The organism is Pseudomonas sp. HMSC057H01, from assembly GCF_001836405.1.
Lineage (GTDB): Bacteria > Pseudomonadota > Gammaproteobacteria > Pseudomonadales > Pseudomonadaceae > Pseudomonas > Pseudomonas aeruginosa.
On sequence record NZ_KV828391.1, the window covers coordinates 163,113 to 178,716 of the forward strand.

The following is a 15,604-nucleotide window of genomic DNA, read 5'->3' on the forward strand; positions in this document are numbered from 1 at the left end:
ACACCGTGGTTCAACATGGCGATGCCTCAGCACACCAGCACCTCGCCCAATTGCCAGACCTGGGCGGCGAAACCCCAGCCGGTGGCTGCGCCGGCCATGACGATACGATCGCCGGGGCGGATCTTGCCCTCGCGCAGGCCGGTCATCAGGGTGTACGGGATGGAAACGGAGATCATCACGCCGGTATCGCCCATCGTCAGCTGGTACTGCTCCGGACGGGCACCGATGCCCTCGGCCCAGGCCTTGACCAGGAACGGCGCTGGCTGGTGGAAGACGAAATAATCGATGTCATCGCTGCCCAGGCCGGCCTTTTCCAACGCCCGGCGCATCGCGATCGGCACGTTGGTCGGGACGAAGCTGGCCATCTTGTTCTGGCCGTCGCTGAACAACGAGAAATACAGCCGCGGCTTGGCCTCGCCGGTCGGGTTTTCCGGCAGGCGCCAGCGACCGGTGGCCACTTCATAGAACGTGGCGTCGCTGTGTTCGGCCGAAGCCAGCAGATCGCAGCTGTCGTCGTCGCCGCGGGTCAGCAGGGCCACCGCGCAGCCATCGGCGAACAGGGTCGAGGTACGCGAGGTGAAGTCGAGCAGGTTGGAGATGTACTCGCTGCACACCACCAGCACTTTCTCGGCCTTGCCCTGGCGGATCATGCTCGCTGCCAGGCGCAGGTTGAGCAGGAAGCTGGCGCACTCCATCTGCGAATCCAATGGCAGCGCCCGGCTCAGGCCGAGCTGCTTGGACAGCACGTTGGCCATGCGCGGATAGAGACGCCCGCGCAGGTCCGGCAGGACATCGCCGGCGTCGGTCATGATCGGCGAGGAAGCCGAACAGATCAGCATGTCCACGCTATCCGGCGCAGTATCGCTGCTGCGCAGCAGGCGCTCGGCGGCCCGGACCACCAGGCTGAACTCGTTCTCGCCGTTCCGCGGGTCGAAATAGCCCCGCCGATTGACGCCCCAGAATTGCCACCAAGACTCGCTGAGGTCCGGTACCGCAGCGAACACCGGATCGTCGTTTTCGTAGCTGCGAGCCGGAAGTTCACAGGTGATCGCTGCCAGTTTGACCTTATGCATGAGCTTCTCCCGCCAGTTCCAGGGTCACGCCCTCCACCACCATGCCGAACGGATCGAAGCTGATCAGCAGCAGTTCATCCAGACGGTCGCGCTGGGCCGCGCGCAGTTGCGACGCCAGTTCGAACGGCCCCAGGCAACGACCATCGGGCCGTCCCTGGCCGAACCATTCCTCGCGCACCCAGTTCAGTTGCGGGAAGTCCCCGGCCAAACGGGTGAATCCGGCGCGTACCGCTTCGGGCAATCCAGGTTGGGCCGGCAGGTTGAGGTGTCCCTTGACGTCGCCTACCTGGCGAATATCGGTATTCAGCGGAATGCTCAGCGGCAGCCATTCCTGCGCCGGATCACCGCCCAGCGCACCGCGACGGAACGCGGCCTTGCCGGTCGGCCGGCAGAGCAGCGCCAGGGCGCCGTCGGCAAGGGCGAAGCCAGACTCGCTGTCCACTTCCAATCCCTGGCTGGATTCGCCGCGCACGACCAGGACGTTGCGATAGCCCTGGTCGCTGGCGAGGGTATCGACCACGTAGAGGGCGCGAGCCAGGCTCGAGTCGGTGAGGTCGAAGACATGGGCGCGATTCGCGCCGAGGATCTTCTGCAACGGATGGCCGATCTTCGGCGCCATGATGTCGCGGTTCTCGATCAGATGGTCGGGAGACAGGGCGAGGCCGACGATCAGGTCGATCTCCTCGGGCTTGACCGCCGCCTCGTCCAGGGCTTCGCGAACCGCCGGCAGCAAGCGCTGCATCAGCATCTCGTCGCCCTGGGCGCGAGGGCGTTCGCCTCCCAGCGGCCCCTCCAGACACACATAGGATGGGGGCAGGTTCACCCCCACAGCCTGAATCAACATGCCCGTTCCTCCGGAAGGTTGTCGTGATAAAGGGTGTCGGCCAGGTGGCGCAGCTCGGCGCGCGCCAACTTGCCGTTGTCGTTGCGCGGCAAGGCCGGCAGCACATGCAATTGGCTAGGCAGCATGTGCGAGGGAATCTGTTCGGCGAGATGCTGGTCGATACGCTGCGCCAGCAGGATCTGGTTGTCGTCCAGCGGAGTGGCCAGGGTGACGAACAGGGTCGGACGCAAGCCGTCGTGCAGCCGGCAGGTAGGAACCAGAACCGCCTCGCTCACTTCCGGCAGATGACGGCAGATCGCCTGCTCGACCTGGGTCGGCACCACCCAGCGGCCATTCACCTTGAACAGATCGTCTTCCCGCCCACAGTGGCGGTAGGCACCCGACTCGTCGCGCTCGAACAGGTCGCCGGTGCGATACCAGCCACCTGCGAAGCGCGCCTGCTGCTCTTCGCTGGCCCGCCAGTAACCCGGACTCAGCCCAGGGCCACGCACCAACAGCACGCCTTGCTGGCCCGCTTCCTCGATAGTGTGTCCTTCGCGGTCCACCAGCCGGCACTCATAGCCAGGCAACGGCAGCCCGGTGCTGTCGGCACGCGCCTGCCCCGGGCGGTTGGCGAGGAACACATGGCCGACCTCGGTAGCCCCGATGCCGTCGCAGATCTCCAGCCCGTGCGCGGCCCAGAATTCGAACTCGCCGCGCGGCAGCGGCGAGCCGGCGGAAAACGCCAGGCGCACGCTGCTCAACAGCGCCCTGGCCTGCGCACGCAGCGAGGCATAGATGGCTGGCACCCCAAACAGGACCCGGGGGCGGAAGGCGACCAGGTTCTCCAGGACCCGCTCCGGGCTCGGCCAGGTATCGTCGAGCAGCGCCGAGGCTCCGCTGAACCAGGGAAAGAACAGGCTGTTGCCCATGCCATAGCCAAAGAACATCTTGGGAATCGAATACAGCCGGTCTCCCGCCTGCAATGCCAGCAACTCCGTAGCGAACGCCCGACAGAATCCGAGCGTGTTGCGCAGGCTGTGCATCACCCCCTTGGGCGCCCCGGTGGAACCCGAGGTGTATTGCAGGAAACAGGCTGCCGCCGGGTCCTGGCGATGGAAGGCACTCCAATCGAGGTCCGCAGGACCGACCAGCGCGTCCAGCGAGAAATCGTCGAGCAAAGGGCGACCGGCGGCCGCACGCAGGGTCAACGGCGCCAAAGGACCGCTCAGCGACGGTGCATCGGCTTCACGTACCACCAGGCTGGCCTGGCAGTCGGCAGCGATATCGGCCAGGGCCTGCTCGCGGGACTTGGGATTGATCACGGTGGGAATGGCGCCGACCGCGATGCAGGCCAGGAACAGGCAGGCCAGCGAAGGTGAGTCGTTCAACGCCAGCACCACGCGATCGCCGGGCTTGAGCAGGCGGGCCAGTTGGCTGGCCTGGGAGAGAATGTAGGTCCGGCATTGCAGCCGGCTGAGAGTCTGGCCCCGATAGTGATAAACGGCGGTATCGGGATCGAAATCGAGGCGGAACAGAACCTCGGTCAGGTTGGCCAATGTGGACATGACAGAACGTTCCCTCTTCAGCGATATGCATCCGGATCAGGAGATACCTGAGCCAGAGCGCTTGCTTTGTCAGGAACGGGAAACTAGCGGCGCTGGGCGAAGCGCGATATTCGGAGTCCGAACGAAAAAGTTTCGGGGAGAAGAACCACGGGCTTCGTAGGCCGCGACAATCGGCGCGATCCAAACCGCGAGAAATTTGGCACACCCACCGGGCTGCGCGGGATCCGAGAACGGCAACCAAGCAAGAAGGGCGGCAGCCTCTTTACGCAAGAGCCCCATCGGCCAGACAAAAACCGTTACAACCCTTGCTCGAGGCCGCGTCCGAACCCATGAGATGGCAAACCAATGACAACCCACTTTGCTCGGCAAATCGCCTCCCAGATCTCACAGTTCGAGGCGCTCGGCCTGGGCTCCACGGGGGCGACGGCATGCCTGGAAGCGAGCGGCCATCCATCGGGCCGATAGCGCTCCACCCCGTCTCGCCTGCCATTTGCAGGCCTCCCTGTTGAAATCCCATTGCGTAGTACACTGGGCGATCCTGCCGAAGAGGACACCTACATGCCCCATAGCTACAGGAAAATGGAATCGCCGGTCGGGACACTGACCCTGGTAGCCAGGGACGATGCCTTTCTGGTCGCGATTCTTTGGCAGCATGAGCGTCCCAACCGAGTACCGCTGGACGAGATGCGCCTCTCCGAGGACAGCTCCCTCCTGGCGGAAACCGAACGCCAGTTGCGGGAATATTTTTCCGGCAAACGTTCCCGGTTCGAACTCCCGCTCGACTTCCAAGGTACCGAATTTCAGAAAAAGGTCTGGTCCGCCCTGCTCACCATTCCATTCGGCGAGACCCGCAGCTATACGGAAATAGCCGTGCAGATCGGCAGCCCCAACGCAGTACGGGCGGTTGGAGCCGCCAACGGACGGAACCCACTGTCCATTGTTGCACCTTGCCATAGGGTGATCGGAGCCTCTGGCGGCCTCACCGGTTTCGCCGGTGGGTTGGCCGCCAAGCAGTGGTTGCTGCGTTTGGAAACCCGAGGCAGGACACCAGACCTGTTGAGCATGATCGAGGACGAGTGAGCTGCCGCTTGCCCTCGCGCCCGGTGTTCACCGGAAAAATCCTCGCCTTTTGACTTGACCCGACTGCAGCGGGGACATTTCAGATCGAGGACCGACGGCAACTGAGCGCAACTCGTTCGTACGTCAGGTCCTTGTTCCTGGGCGGCAACTGATAGTCGACTGAACAGGAGCCATCGCTCCAGCGAATGGACAGGCGCCCCTGGTCCTCGATACCGAACACCAGCAAACGGGACAGGTTGTCGACCATTCCCACGACCCGCTCTTCCTTGTCGTATGCCTGTGCACCGAAGGGAATCTTTCCTCCAGACTCCATGCTCAGGACGAACTGCACCCGCCGACCGGACTCCGCGGAGAAACGCTTGGCAACCACGGCGCCCCGGGTCGGCACGGCCATTTGCGTGCTGTCGCTGATCTCGGTATCGCTTCCAAGGGTATTGGTATCCAGGTTCACCCAGTTGTAACGATAGGGTTGCATGTAGGGGAGCACGGCATAGCCACGGCCGTCGGTGCGAACCGAAGAGTAGCCGTCGAGGCCGACGCCGCCAACCTCCGGAACCTCCACCAGGCCGAACGTTTCCCCCACCGGCTGGCCGAAGGTCACTCCCCCCGGATGCACCACTACCGAACCGCTTGCTCCCAGGTTGATCTGCTTGTTGTCGCGCCCCTGGCTGTAATTGGCGGACAACTTGGCCTTGGACGTGTCCCAACCCAGGCCGACGCTGCCGGAGTTGCCGCCGTCCTTGCTGTAGTTGGCCTGTGCGCTGTAGTTGAACGCATTGGCTTCATCCAGGTATCCGGAGATACCGGTGTTCAGACTCGAATCACCATGCTGTGAACTCACGGCATTGGCATATACCTGACTGGAGCGTGCGCTACCGCCCAAGGGGATGCTGACGGAGGCCGTGAACTGGGTATCGGAGCGCCCGAACGACCCCGTCTCCTGGGTACGGGAAACCGCCAGGCTGTAGCTCGCGCGCTTGATGCCGCTGCTGAAGCCGAACTGCACGCGACGGCTGCTGCCGGGGCGATTCCAATATGTGGTTTCGCCCGCCGTGAGATAGAGCGAACTGCGTCGGAACAGCGTCTGGTTCACCGTCAGGTCTATGCGGCTCTTCTGCCGACTGGAACTTGAGCCATAGAGGTAGCTCTCGTCGGACATGTCGTCGATATGCTGGCTGAGAGTACGGTAGCCTTCCGTGGAATAGCGATAGCCCACCACGGTAAAGCTGGTTTCGGTGGCGTTGATGGTCTTGGAATAGAGAAGCCGCAGACTCTGCCCCTGGTTGCGCCCACCCCGTCGCGTGCGGGACTGGCTATGGGTCACGTCCGCAGAAAGACCGCCCAGGGGCGTGTTGAAGCCGAGGCCCAGGTTGGTGGCATTGTACTTCTCCGCAGCCAGCAGGCCGCCAAAGCCGGTAACCCTGTCGGACAAGCCATACACAGCCGATCCCTGGAGCAGGTTGACCGACGGCTGGCCGTCATTATGGTATTCACCGGCGGCCAGGCCATAGCGCAGGTTCCCCTTGCGGGTCATGACCGGCAGGTAGGAATAGGACTGCTTGAAGGACCGCTGGCGTCCGTCCGCCTCGATGATCTTGACCTCCAGGTCGCCATTGGAGCCGCTGGGATAGATGTCGGTGATCTCGAACGCACCGGGCGGTACGTTGGTGGAATAGATCACGAAGCCATTCTGACTCACCTCGACCGTCGCATTGGTTTCAGCGATACCGCGCACCACCGGGGTATAGCTGATCTCGTTGTCGGGCAGCATGCCGATATCGGATTGCAGTTGCACGCCGCGCATACGCACGCTCTCGAAAGCATCCCCCTGAGCGGAGGTATACAACTCACCGAGGGACAAGGTCCCCTTCAGGGCACGAATGTCACGTTCCACATAGGTACGGTTGCTACTGAACTTGTTGCGCATGCCGGTACCTCCGCTCAGGGAAGAGTCGTTGCGCAGGCGCCAGCCAAACAGGTTGAAGCCGTTGCGCAGACCCAGGTAGCGGTAATCGCTGTTCTGGCCAAAATTGGTGTTGCGCGTGAAGTTGGCCTGGTAGTTGGAAAACAACGCGGTGACGCCGTCATCCCAAAGAGAGGGATCCACATAGCCACGCGAGTGCCGCTGTACATACAGCTGTGGAATGCTGACCAGCAGGGAAAGGCTGTTGACGTCGAACTCTACGGATGCACCGGGGATGAGTTCGGCGACATTCAGGGGCGTATTGTTTTCCAGGTTGGCCGGAATGAGCTTGTCCCGAGTCAGCCGGGCGATATCGACCCCAATCTCCTTGAGCAGGCCCATCCGAATGATCGGGCGAACGCTTCCGGTGTCGGGATCGGCACTGAACACGACATCTTCGCGCCGGATCATGATCTGGTTCAAATGAATGTCGACGCTGTAAGTGCCGGGCGACACCGAGTTGCCGTTCTCGAAATACTTCAGTTCAACGGGCGCCCCGCCCTCGTTGTTCAGGAACTCGGCGTTGAATTCCACCGCGGAAGTTACGGCAGGCAAAGCCAATCCCAAGGCCACGAGACAGGAAGACCTGGAATAGACGGACACCTTGAGGTCGAACCTTTTCCTAAATATGGCCACGCGAATATTCCTTGGACTAATTTCCGACAAACCGGAAAAACCCATCCATAGGGGAAGTTAAGAGCAGCTCTTCTGCCCTTCTGCTCTTCTGAGCTTCAGTCGGATAAGGAGCTGGAATGTTTATCGAGGCCGCCATAGTCATTTACGCTCTGGAACTCGATATTTCCAGAAACGCCGGGGGGAGTTCCCTTGATTTCGAATCGGCGACTCGACTTCGGCGCGACCATGTCGGCATCAACGACATAGGAGGCATTGCCAGCTTTTAATTTCACGTTGGCGAAAGAGACATGAAACGCAGTATCGTTGGAAACTTCGACAACCGACTTACCTCCCTGCCGAACAAGACGCCAGATCAACTTTCCAGGCGCTTCGGCGGAAGTTCCCGACAAGTTATCGGGGCGGTAGAAGACCTTGATACGCTGGCGCAAAGCTATCTGCAACGTATTAGCCGACGCAGATTTTTGCGGAATTTCCTGGACGTTCAGGCGGAATACGGATTCCCTGTCGCTCGGCAAGCCTTCCCCTTGAAACAGGATACGCAGGGTTTGCTGCTTGTTGCCTCCCAAACGACTTAGGGCAGGCGTGATGGCAAACGGGACCTCGCGATTATCTGCCCCATTATCAGCCTCTACCCAGGATTGAATCATCACGTCCTTGGAAGCCTGGTTCCTGACCAGGATTGCAGCCTCCTTGGCAGGCGCCTGCAGAACGACCCGGGTTCCTCCCAGTGTGATTCCCGCATTGGCAAGGGTGGAAAAAAGCAAAAGGATGCCACCCCAGATAACTCTGGAAGAAAATGGATATTTCATGACGAACTCACACCTCATGGAGCGGGGTATATACATACCCCGCCCATGTAGCAGAACTTAGTTGTATTCCAGGGTGAAGGGCAGGGAGCCGTTGGCAACACCTGCCGTAGCGGCCGCAGCGCCAGACTTTACGTAAGCAGCCCGCAGATTCAGATTGGCGCTGTAAAGGGTGATGTCTTGGCCTTCGCCATCTTTTTCAACCCTGGAATTCAAGGGTGCATCAATGGTCTCGTTCGCCGACAGGTTCAGCAGCTTGCCATCGGAACCATAGATGCCAATACCGACGCCAGTGGCAGTGGAGTCTTTACCAAGCTTCAGCAGGCTTTCGTTATGCGAATCGATGCCGGTACCGGACATCGGGTCGAACTTCAGCTTCACGGTGGTCAGACCGGTACCGGTCTTGCCACAGTCCAGGTTCAGATTCAGGCTGGTACCACCAGCGATGCTGCCGCCCGCGGTGCCGCTCAGCGAGTCGATGCTGATCTTGCCGAGGTTTACGTCGATGGTCTGGTTGCCCGCTGCACCGCCAACGGTGGTGCCAGCACCTCCAGTGATGCTGCAAGCGGCCGCGGTGATTTCACCTTTGAAATTGATGGTGCCGTCTGCCGCCATGGCATTGCCGACGACCAGGCTGGCTACTGCGGCAGCCAGAATGCTTTTCATGGAAATGGACACGATTGAGCTTCCTTTTGACAGTGAAAGTGTTGCGATTTTTGAACTCTATAAGAGCCAGCAACATTCTCCGAAAAGCCGAATAGAACGACAACGAAGCACTTCCCAGGCAATCGTGTGAAACTTCCCCAGTGCTTGTATGAAGTTTCCTACAAGCGCCAAAAACCTCGTAGTTAAAAACCCTCCGACACCACAAGCTCGCTGCCACCAACAGCCAAAGACAATGAACGATCCGAAAGAAGCGCCATCAGCTTCGATAGCGCCTCTTATATGGAAGAATGAAAAACCAAGACAAATCAAAGCAAACCCAGCAAGTACCCAATTACCCCATTGCCCCAGCAGCAAACGCGGAGCTTATGGGTTCGAGAAATCCATGCTGGAGAATAGAGGCGATTCAGGCTATGGAGAGACCTGAACAGCTTCTGAAAGTTCTATCCAGCCCGATCTCTAGAGCCTTGCCAATTCGGTTGAGATACTGATTTCGAACGCACTTAGTTTGCCTTCCAATGAAGAGGCCAGATTGGCTATCCGCTCGGAAGACTCCGATGGGTTCTGGCAAGCCTTTTCAAGGCAGGAACAAGACTCGACCAATAGGCTGCTGCCCACCACCCTCGCAGCCCCTTTTATCCTGTGCGCAAGTTCGGCCACTCCTTGCAGGTCTGCGAGTTCAAGCAATTCCGCCAACCGAGTACGATCATCCCGACTGCTGGCCAATAAAGTTTCCAGCAACCGCCGCAATGCAGCCGGCTCGCCGCCGGTAATGGCCTCCAGCGAACGAATGTCGAAAAGACTTTCCATCGGCGATTCCGAACCAAGCGCTTTCATACAGACTCCATCGATATGCTTAAAGGAAGGTCACTGCGCATTGCGCTGTCCCGCCTGCGGGACTCCAGGCATCCGTAGAACGACAAGGCCGTATATGCCGTCCGGGCCAGTTATCCGCAAGCAGCATAAGGGAATTGCCTCCGCCTCTGCCGTCCAAACAGGGGAGCATCGCTTGTTGCGCCTCATCGAACGGCCCCAAACGGCCCTGGAAACGCTCATGGCCGGCACGGAGTCTACCTTTGCCAGCCGACCGCAGCCGGCCCGACCGCTCGTTTCGGGGAGGGAAACTCCTACGGTAAGTCTGTGCGAAGAGGCGTCATCAGTTGCGACCGCCTGAAGGTTCGAAGCGAACCTGGCAGTGGAGCCATCGCTGCGACACGCGAACCTGGGTTACGCGCATGTGTTGGAAAGCGACGGTCGCAACCAGGGTTTGATGAACCACTATTGGCGTGCACAGGCATACGAGGAAGACGCAGGGAACACCTGGTTGAAAACCAGCTCTACAGATCATCGAGCAGCGAGGGTTCTATCTATGGCACAACCATTGGACGGCTCGCACGACGCGGACCACCCGAAGGCCGAAAAAACGGAAGGAAAGGTGCCATCGGTCAGCGATCCCAGGGCGCTTGCCCATCTTCTGGAATTGATACTGTCCACCGCCCAGGCCGGTCTCGCCTTTTCCAAGGACCGCTTCGACATCGGACGCTTTCGCGCGCTCCAGCATGCCGTCGCCGAATTCATCGCCAGCGACCAGGGGGTAGCGTACGAACGGGTCGAGAACTGGATCGCCCTGGACAGCCACTACCCGACCCCGAAACTGGACGTCCGTGCGTTGATCCTCGACTCGCAACAGCGGGTCCTGCTGGTCCGCGAGGCCTCGGATGGTCGCTGGACCCTACCGGGCGGCTGGTGCGACGTAAACGAGTCGCCGGCAGATGCGGTAGTTCGCGAAACCCAGGAAGAGAGCGGACTGGAAGTCCGAGCGATACGCCTGTTGGCATTGCTGGACAAGCACAAGCATCCCCACCCTCCCCAACTGCCGCATGCGTTGAAAGCTTTCTTCTTCTGCCACGTCACCGGTGGCAGGCTTCAGCAACAAACGGACGAAACGTCGGCGGCCGAGTACTTTCCGGTGGACGCCTTGCCGCCGCTTTCCGAGCACCGGGTACTGGCCTCGCAGATCCAGACGTTATGGCAGCGAATCCGCGCAGGAACGCCAGAGGCGCTTTTCGACTAGGCTGCAGACCTCATGGAGTCATCGCGCGGCAGACGGCCTGACCCCAACGGCGTCCAGCAGGCGCACCCGGCAGATCGACCGACCAGTCGATGAGCGCTTGCCGCCCTCCCCCATCGCCGGCAGCTTGACGCCGCCAACAGCGGCGCAGCGTGCCTTCCGAGCAGTAAAGCCAGCCCGTCGTTCTCGTTCGAATGCTTGCCGGAGCGCACCCGAAGCGCCAGCCGCCCGACCATCCCGAACGTGCAAGCTCCGAGCGAGTTCCCCCCGCTTCGTCCATAGCTCATCCGTGCTAGTCGACCCTCACCTTGGGATGCACCTATGATTCGTCCCTTGGATGACCCTCCGCGGTCGGGAACAAGACATTCAAGGACGAACTCATGGGCAAACCATTCCTTCACGCTCGGCGCTGGCTGCTGCCGCTCGCCTTCATCTGCACGGCAACGACTGCGGTCGCCGAAAGCACCGGCGACTACTGGATCGTCTACGGCAAGGGCGAACGCTACAACAACGAGGTATTCGTCGCCAACGCCACCGGCATCTTGCAGCAACCCAAAGGTATCCAGTCGGCGCAGATCATCCAGCTATTCGAAGACCGGTCGATGCCGACGCTGACGGCCTACGAGGTCCAGTTCAAGTGCAAGGAGCGCAGCGTCCGCTTCGACAACGCACGCGCCATGCGCCGCATCGACAACGTCATCACCAACGTGAAAACCGTCGACGGCTGGATCGACCCGGAGAAATACGATTATTGGCTGCAACGCTCGTTCGCCTTCGTCTGCGCCCCGGCCATCCGCGACAACAACCAGATGTTGCCGCTGGGCAAGATGCCCATTGCGCGCATGGTGCAGACCGTCCAGGCAATGTTCGTCGAACTGCAGGGCGTCCAGGCCAAGAAACAGACCATGCGCGATCTGGATGCGATGCTCGGCAACGAGTAGAAATGAAGGAAGGCGGCTTGCCGCCCTCCTCCGGAGCGCCACGGAGCAGGTCAGCGGCATGCCGCTCGCAGCGTCCTGCCGGCCGTAGCCAGCGCCGCGACGAATAGCCAGAATGTGTCTCTATGCGAGGAGCGCGCGGAGCTGCGCGGGGACCTCCATGACTTCGCGGGTATCCGGGGAGACACAGACCTGCGTCAGGCTCGCAGTGAACGCCACCACGTCCGGCGAAAGACGTCCTTCGACTGAAAACGAGAAAGAATGCGTCCCCACGTTCGACACACCCACTCGCAGCGTGAGTTCGTCGTCCCAGGTGACCGGATGCAGGAATTCCAGGGAGAACGCTCTCGCCGGGGGAAGAATCCTGAAACCCAGGAGGGTTCTGAGCCCCGGCCCTCCCAGCCAGACCCCGAGCGCCTCCTGCACCGCTTCCAGCACGAAGTATGAAAAACGTGGCGTATAGACGATCCCTTCGGGATCACAGTCGCCAAACAGTACCGTTCTTTTTATGAAAACCGGGGTCGGCATCGCGTCACTAATCCAGTCGCGAGGAAAGGAGCTTCACTCTATGAAAGTCCAGGCCCACTGACAAATCCTCGGATAGCCATGCACCTGTTCACCAGGCTGCATGGAAACAGACTGGCAGGCACACGAATGTGGGCCAGTGCCGATATAACTGGCGAAAGCACGAAACCAGCCGCTCGTTCTGGCGCGCTGTGGATCAGATATCCGGACTCCAGAAACAGAAAAGCCCACCTCGAGGGCCTCGGCTCGTTGAACCAGGATGGGGCTCGGTAGAAATGGTGTTGGCACGACAACTCATTGCAGCATGAACAGATAGGCCACCTTCGGGTGGCCCATCTATTAGAGAAATTACCAACTGCGGATTTTATTGGCAGTATCGCTCCTTCCCCTTGCGTTCAAACGAACACTAACGCGCTGGTTTGTATCTGAGCTGGAACCAACTCACCCGTGGGCTCTAGCAATGGCACTAATCGTGAATGTCCTTCCCGCAGCCTATCGTGCAAGCGGTTCAGTGCATCCACATCGTCAACGCCATCACGTGCCTCAGCCCAGAGCACAAGTCTACCGGCATCGTCCGCCGCAAGTTTCACCGGTGCCAAGGATGAGAATGGAGAGTTCACTTGTAACAATTGCAAGATCACACCCAGCGGTAACCCTGAAGGCACAAGTCCCAACTCGACGACGAAAAGCCAACCGCCCTCGAGGCGCTCCATAACCAGTTCCGGTCCCTCTGCCGGTTGCAGCCGCAACGTGGCATCGTTGCTCGAGGGAAGTCTCAAGCCCCACTGTGCCAGCCATGTATCAATCATGTGAACTCCTTATTCCGCCAAGCCTTAGCCATCTCAACGGTAGTCGAACTCAAGGGTTTGCCGAAACGCAGGAAGCCTCGTGCCGAGTAGTTGTCGACGATATCGTTCAGCGCTTGATTGATTTCCGCCGGACTGGTGGCATGCCGTAGCTGCTCCTCCGCCCGACGTAACAGAGCTACGTTGGAATCCGGCTGGCCAGGGCGATACAGAGAGGGGAAGATAACTTCCTTACGAATGTTCTCGGCAATAACCGCCACTTTGCGGCGCTGCGCCTCTGCTAACGCAGCGGCGAGCACCGGCGACTGCACCGTCTGCCCGCGCATGGCATCGAGTAACTGCTGATGATCAACGTTATCAGCATGGTTCAACTCAGCTGCCAACCATGCTAGGCGTTCCGGAGTATCTGCCAGCGCATCGAGTCGCTGAAGAGCGGAGCGCATAGCCTCGTCCAACTTGAGCCTACCCGCCAAGCCATTGGCGCTAACGATAGCGACAGTCAGCTCGGTGAACGCATCCCGCGCCTTCTGGCGAAAAGCCACCGCCCCGTCTGTGATCTCCGGGTTCTGTTGAGCAACACTGGTGAGCATACTGTCATCAAGTGCCAGCAGCGCCTCGTCGAGAGAAGCGAAGGTATGACGCTCTGAAGCCTGAAGACGTTTCTCCAGATGTTCACCGACTCGCTCCTGGAGGCGCTCCTGAAGATGCGCCTTGATCTCGTCCGGCATGGTGAAGTTCAAGGTGCCACCGAGCATGCCACTGAAATCACCGCGCTCGCTCTTCAACGGCACCACAACGGTTTGCTCGCGCAATTCCTCCAGGCCCTCGAGCTGCAGCATTTCGCGCGCCTGCAGGGCAGGCACCCCGACGACCCAGCCCTTGAGCGCGCCGCCCCTAGTACCTCGGTCGGGCGCTACCTCCCCAGCTTCGCCCTCGAACTCAAGGATCAGGTTGTCGTTGCGCCGCAGTGGCCCGCTGTCAAAATTCTTGTCGATCATCTCAGGGACCGGCACGTTAATCATCACCCCGCCATCCTGGAATTCTGTCCACTCTACGCCGGCCTGGTACGGCTGATCACTCAAGCTGACCTTCTGGAACACTCCTGGGAAGGAACCGGAGATATGTGCCGCCTGGGCGACCTCCAGATCCGGTGTGTGGCTGGCATTGAACACCACTAATTGCGGACGCCCCTCGAACATGGCCGTACCTGTGATGTTCAGCGTCTTAATCTGGGGAATGTAAGCACTCAACCGATCTAGATCGCCAAAGGTGACTCCGGAGCCGGACTGCAATCTGCTGGCGATGGCGGCAACGGTCGGCTGGCGTGCAACCTCTGGATGCGTAGCGATCTGTCCGAGCACGGCCTTGCGTGTCTCGTCGCGCAATAGGCGTTCTAGGGGCTCAGCCCGCGAATCTATGCGTGGGAGTACATTGAGCAGCAACTCAGAGAAGCCGCCGATCTTGTTGCCCAAGCCCTTTTTCAGCGATGCGCCGATCTCGCTGCTAATGTGTTGGAACAGCTTCAGCTTCTTGTTCGAGCTGTCGAGCAGCGAAATAAGATCCATCTTGTCGGAAAGGGTCTTGAACGCCGCCGGGCTCATACCTGAGGCCAAAAGGGCGGCGGTGATGCCGCCAGCGGACGAACCGGACATGCTGCGGATGCCATCGAGCATGCCTTTCTCTTCTAGCGCCAGCATTGCTCCCGGGTATGCCGCACCTTTGGCACCACCGCCGCTTAGGACCAGACTGGTCAATGGTGGCCGACTGAGCTGTAGCTCGGTGACTCCGTTCTCAAACTGGCGCAGAGTGATCTGCCGCGGCCCTGCCGAGTCAGTCAGAGTACGGGACTCCCCTTGCCCTTGGGGACTGCTGAAACGCACGTCGCTAACGCTTTCCGGCAACTTCCCGGAAAGTATTCCCGGCGTGCTCTTTAGGGCAACCCCGAGACCTTGCCCTGAAGGTTCCTGACGCAAGCTGGCGGACTTATGCGCTGCCTGCGACGGGGTTTCGACAGGCTCCTGATTCAGCGAGGAGGCAGTAGCCCCCAACGATTGGATATGCATGTTCGCTCCTTGAAATACCGAGGGTTCGGAGCAAATATTAGGAAAACCGGCCATAAGGTTTTGCCAGTTTCGGACGTTTTTTTATCAGTTCGGACTGGCCTGCCCCCAGTTTTAGTACCGCTGCCTAGTTAGTAGGCTATGGGGTTGATATCAACTTTTCCCGCTTCAGCTGCTGCTGGTTGGTTCGCCACTTCGCAGCAAGCTCTGCCGGGGAGAGATTGCCAATGGCGCTGTGTGGTCGGTGCTCGTTGTAATCCCGCCAAGCCGCGATACGGATTCTGGCTTCGACCAGCGAGCAGTGCTCATTGAGGCATTCGCCCCGGAACTTGCCGTTGAATGACTCGATGAAGGCGCTCTGCGTGGGCTGGCCAGGCTGAATCAGCTTCAACTTGATGTCACGCTGACAGGCCCACTGATCAAGCGCCTTGCCGGTGAACTCGGGGCCCTGGTCGGTGCGGATCGCCTGCGGGTAGCCACGAAACCGCGCCATCTCGTCCAGCGCCCGCGTGACACGAAAACCGCTGATACCGTACTCCACCAAGATGTCGACCGACACCTTGGTGAAGTCATCGACCACCGTCAGGCATTT

The 15,604-nt window shown here is 60.1% G+C and carries 14 protein-coding genes; 3 read left to right on the forward strand and 11 right to left on the reverse strand.

Features of this window, described 5'->3' with window-relative positions:
- Nucleotides 1-26: 26 nt before the first annotated feature.
- From pqsC to pqsA, 3 genes are read right to left on the reverse strand one after another with little or no spacing between them, the layout of a single operon-like run.
- Entirely contained in the window at nt 27-1,073 is a 1,047-nt protein-coding gene (gene pqsC, locus HMPREF2581_RS04640) for a 2-heptyl-4(1H)-quinolone synthase subunit PqsC (RefSeq protein ID WP_003108612.1), read from the reverse strand.
- A complete protein-coding gene (pqsB, locus tag HMPREF2581_RS04645; RefSeq protein WP_003140753.1) occupies nt 1,066-1,917 on the reverse strand; it encodes a 2-heptyl-4(1H)-quinolone synthase subunit PqsB in 852 nt (283 codons plus the stop codon). The genes pqsC and pqsB overlap by 8 nt, the downstream gene beginning before the upstream one ends.
- Nucleotides 1,911-3,464 (reverse strand): anthranilate--CoA ligase, encoded by a 1,554-nt coding sequence (pqsA, locus tag HMPREF2581_RS04650; protein WP_003140754.1) that lies wholly within the window; start codon nt 3,462-3,464, stop codon nt 1,911-1,913. The genes pqsB and pqsA overlap by 7 nt, the downstream gene beginning before the upstream one ends.
- A 558-nt stretch (nt 3,465-4,022) precedes the next feature.
- On the opposite strand from pqsA, the gene HMPREF2581_RS04655 reads away from it, so the two are divergent.
- A complete protein-coding gene (locus HMPREF2581_RS04655; protein WP_003086236.1) occupies nt 4,023-4,544 on the forward strand; it encodes a methylated-DNA--[protein]-cysteine S-methyltransferase in 522 nt (173 codons plus the stop codon).
- A 79-nt stretch (nt 4,545-4,623) separates the two neighbouring features.
- Here the strand turns inward: HMPREF2581_RS04655 and HMPREF2581_RS04660 are convergent, their stop codons facing one another.
- From HMPREF2581_RS04660 to HMPREF2581_RS04675, 4 genes are all read right to left on the reverse strand, one after another.
- Nucleotides 4,624-7,143 carry a fimbria/pilus outer membrane usher protein gene (locus HMPREF2581_RS04660; protein ID WP_003134047.1) on the reverse strand — a complete coding sequence of 840 codons (2,520 nt, stop codon included), beginning with the start codon at nt 7,141-7,143 and terminating at the stop codon, nt 4,624-4,626.
- A 95-nt stretch (nt 7,144-7,238) separates the two neighbouring features.
- Nucleotides 7,239-7,952: a fimbrial biogenesis chaperone gene (locus HMPREF2581_RS04665; RefSeq protein WP_003134048.1), complete on the reverse strand. Its 714-nt coding sequence runs from the start codon at nt 7,950-7,952 to the stop codon at nt 7,239-7,241.
- Between the two features lie 57 nt (nt 7,953-8,009).
- Nucleotides 8,010-8,627 (reverse strand): fimbrial protein, encoded by a 618-nt coding sequence (locus tag HMPREF2581_RS04670; RefSeq protein WP_003086231.1) that lies wholly within the window; start codon nt 8,625-8,627, stop codon nt 8,010-8,012.
- A gap of 444 nt (nt 8,628-9,071) precedes the next feature.
- On the reverse strand, nt 9,072-9,449 hold the full coding sequence (locus tag HMPREF2581_RS04675) for an Hpt domain-containing protein (protein ID WP_003134050.1): 378 nt from the start codon (nt 9,447-9,449) through the stop codon (nt 9,072-9,074).
- A 598-nt stretch (nt 9,450-10,047) separates the two neighbouring features.
- On the opposite strand from HMPREF2581_RS04675, the gene HMPREF2581_RS04680 reads away from it, so the two are divergent.
- Nucleotides 10,048-10,686, forward strand: coding sequence for an NUDIX hydrolase (locus HMPREF2581_RS04680; protein ID WP_003086228.1), 639 nt, complete (start codon nt 10,048-10,050; stop codon nt 10,684-10,686).
- Nucleotides 10,687-11,063: 377 nt separating this feature from the next.
- Nucleotides 11,064-11,624 carry a hypothetical protein gene (locus HMPREF2581_RS04685; RefSeq protein WP_003086226.1) on the forward strand — a complete coding sequence of 187 codons (561 nt, stop codon included), beginning with the start codon at nt 11,064-11,066 and terminating at the stop codon, nt 11,622-11,624.
- 120 nt (nt 11,625-11,744) lie between these two features.
- Here HMPREF2581_RS04685 and HMPREF2581_RS04690 read toward each other — a convergent pair whose 3' ends face one another.
- The 4 genes from HMPREF2581_RS04690 to HMPREF2581_RS04705 form a co-directional block, all read right to left on the reverse strand.
- A complete protein-coding gene (locus tag HMPREF2581_RS04690; protein ID WP_003108604.1) occupies nt 11,745-12,149 on the reverse strand; it encodes an acyl-CoA thioesterase in 405 nt (134 codons plus the stop codon).
- Between the two features lie 392 nt (nt 12,150-12,541).
- Entirely contained in the window at nt 12,542-12,955 is a 414-nt protein-coding gene (spcU, locus tag HMPREF2581_RS04695; protein ID WP_003134054.1) for a CesT family type III secretion system chaperone SpcU, read from the reverse strand.
- Nucleotides 12,952-15,015, reverse strand: a complete 2,064-nt coding sequence (gene exoU, locus HMPREF2581_RS04700; RefSeq protein WP_003134060.1) for a type III secretion system effector cytotoxin ExoU — start codon at nt 15,013-15,015, stop codon at nt 12,952-12,954. Before exoU ends, spcU begins: the two co-directional genes overlap by 4 nt.
- 136 nt (nt 15,016-15,151) lie before the next feature.
- Nucleotides 15,152-15,604: integrase core domain-containing protein (locus tag HMPREF2581_RS04705; RefSeq protein ID WP_139181887.1), on the reverse strand; the 453-nt coding region annotated here is incomplete at its 5' end.

What these genes read in the sequence shown, in the direction of transcription:
- spcU (WP_003134054.1), bottom strand. Translation starts at nt 12,955, where the DNA reads ATGATTGATACATGGCTGGCACAGTGGGGCTTGAGACTTCCCTCGAGC.
- pqsC (WP_003108612.1), bottom strand. Translation starts at nt 1,073, where the DNA reads ATGCATAAGGTCAAACTGGCAGCGATCACCTGTGAACTTCCGGCTCGC.
- HMPREF2581_RS04655 (WP_003086236.1), top strand. Translation starts at nt 4,023, where the DNA reads ATGCCCCATAGCTACAGGAAAATGGAATCGCCGGTCGGGACACTGACC.
- HMPREF2581_RS04675 (WP_003134050.1), bottom strand. Translation starts at nt 9,449, where the DNA reads ATGAAAGCGCTTGGTTCGGAATCGCCGATGGAAAGTCTTTTCGACATT.
- HMPREF2581_RS04665 (WP_003134048.1), bottom strand. Translation starts at nt 7,952, where the DNA reads ATGAAATATCCATTTTCTTCCAGAGTTATCTGGGGTGGCATCCTTTTG.
- exoU (WP_003134060.1), bottom strand. Translation starts at nt 15,015, where the DNA reads ATGCATATCCAATCGTTGGGGGCTACTGCCTCCTCGCTGAATCAGGAG.
- pqsB (WP_003140753.1), bottom strand. Translation starts at nt 1,917, where the DNA reads ATGTTGATTCAGGCTGTGGGGGTGAACCTGCCCCCATCCTATGTGTGT.
- HMPREF2581_RS04690 (WP_003108604.1), bottom strand. Translation starts at nt 12,149, where the DNA reads ATGCCGACCCCGGTTTTCATAAAAAGAACGGTACTGTTTGGCGACTGT.
- pqsA (WP_003140754.1), bottom strand. Translation starts at nt 3,464, where the DNA reads ATGTCCACATTGGCCAACCTGACCGAGGTTCTGTTCCGCCTCGATTTC.
- HMPREF2581_RS04685 (WP_003086226.1), top strand. Translation starts at nt 11,064, where the DNA reads ATGGGCAAACCATTCCTTCACGCTCGGCGCTGGCTGCTGCCGCTCGCC.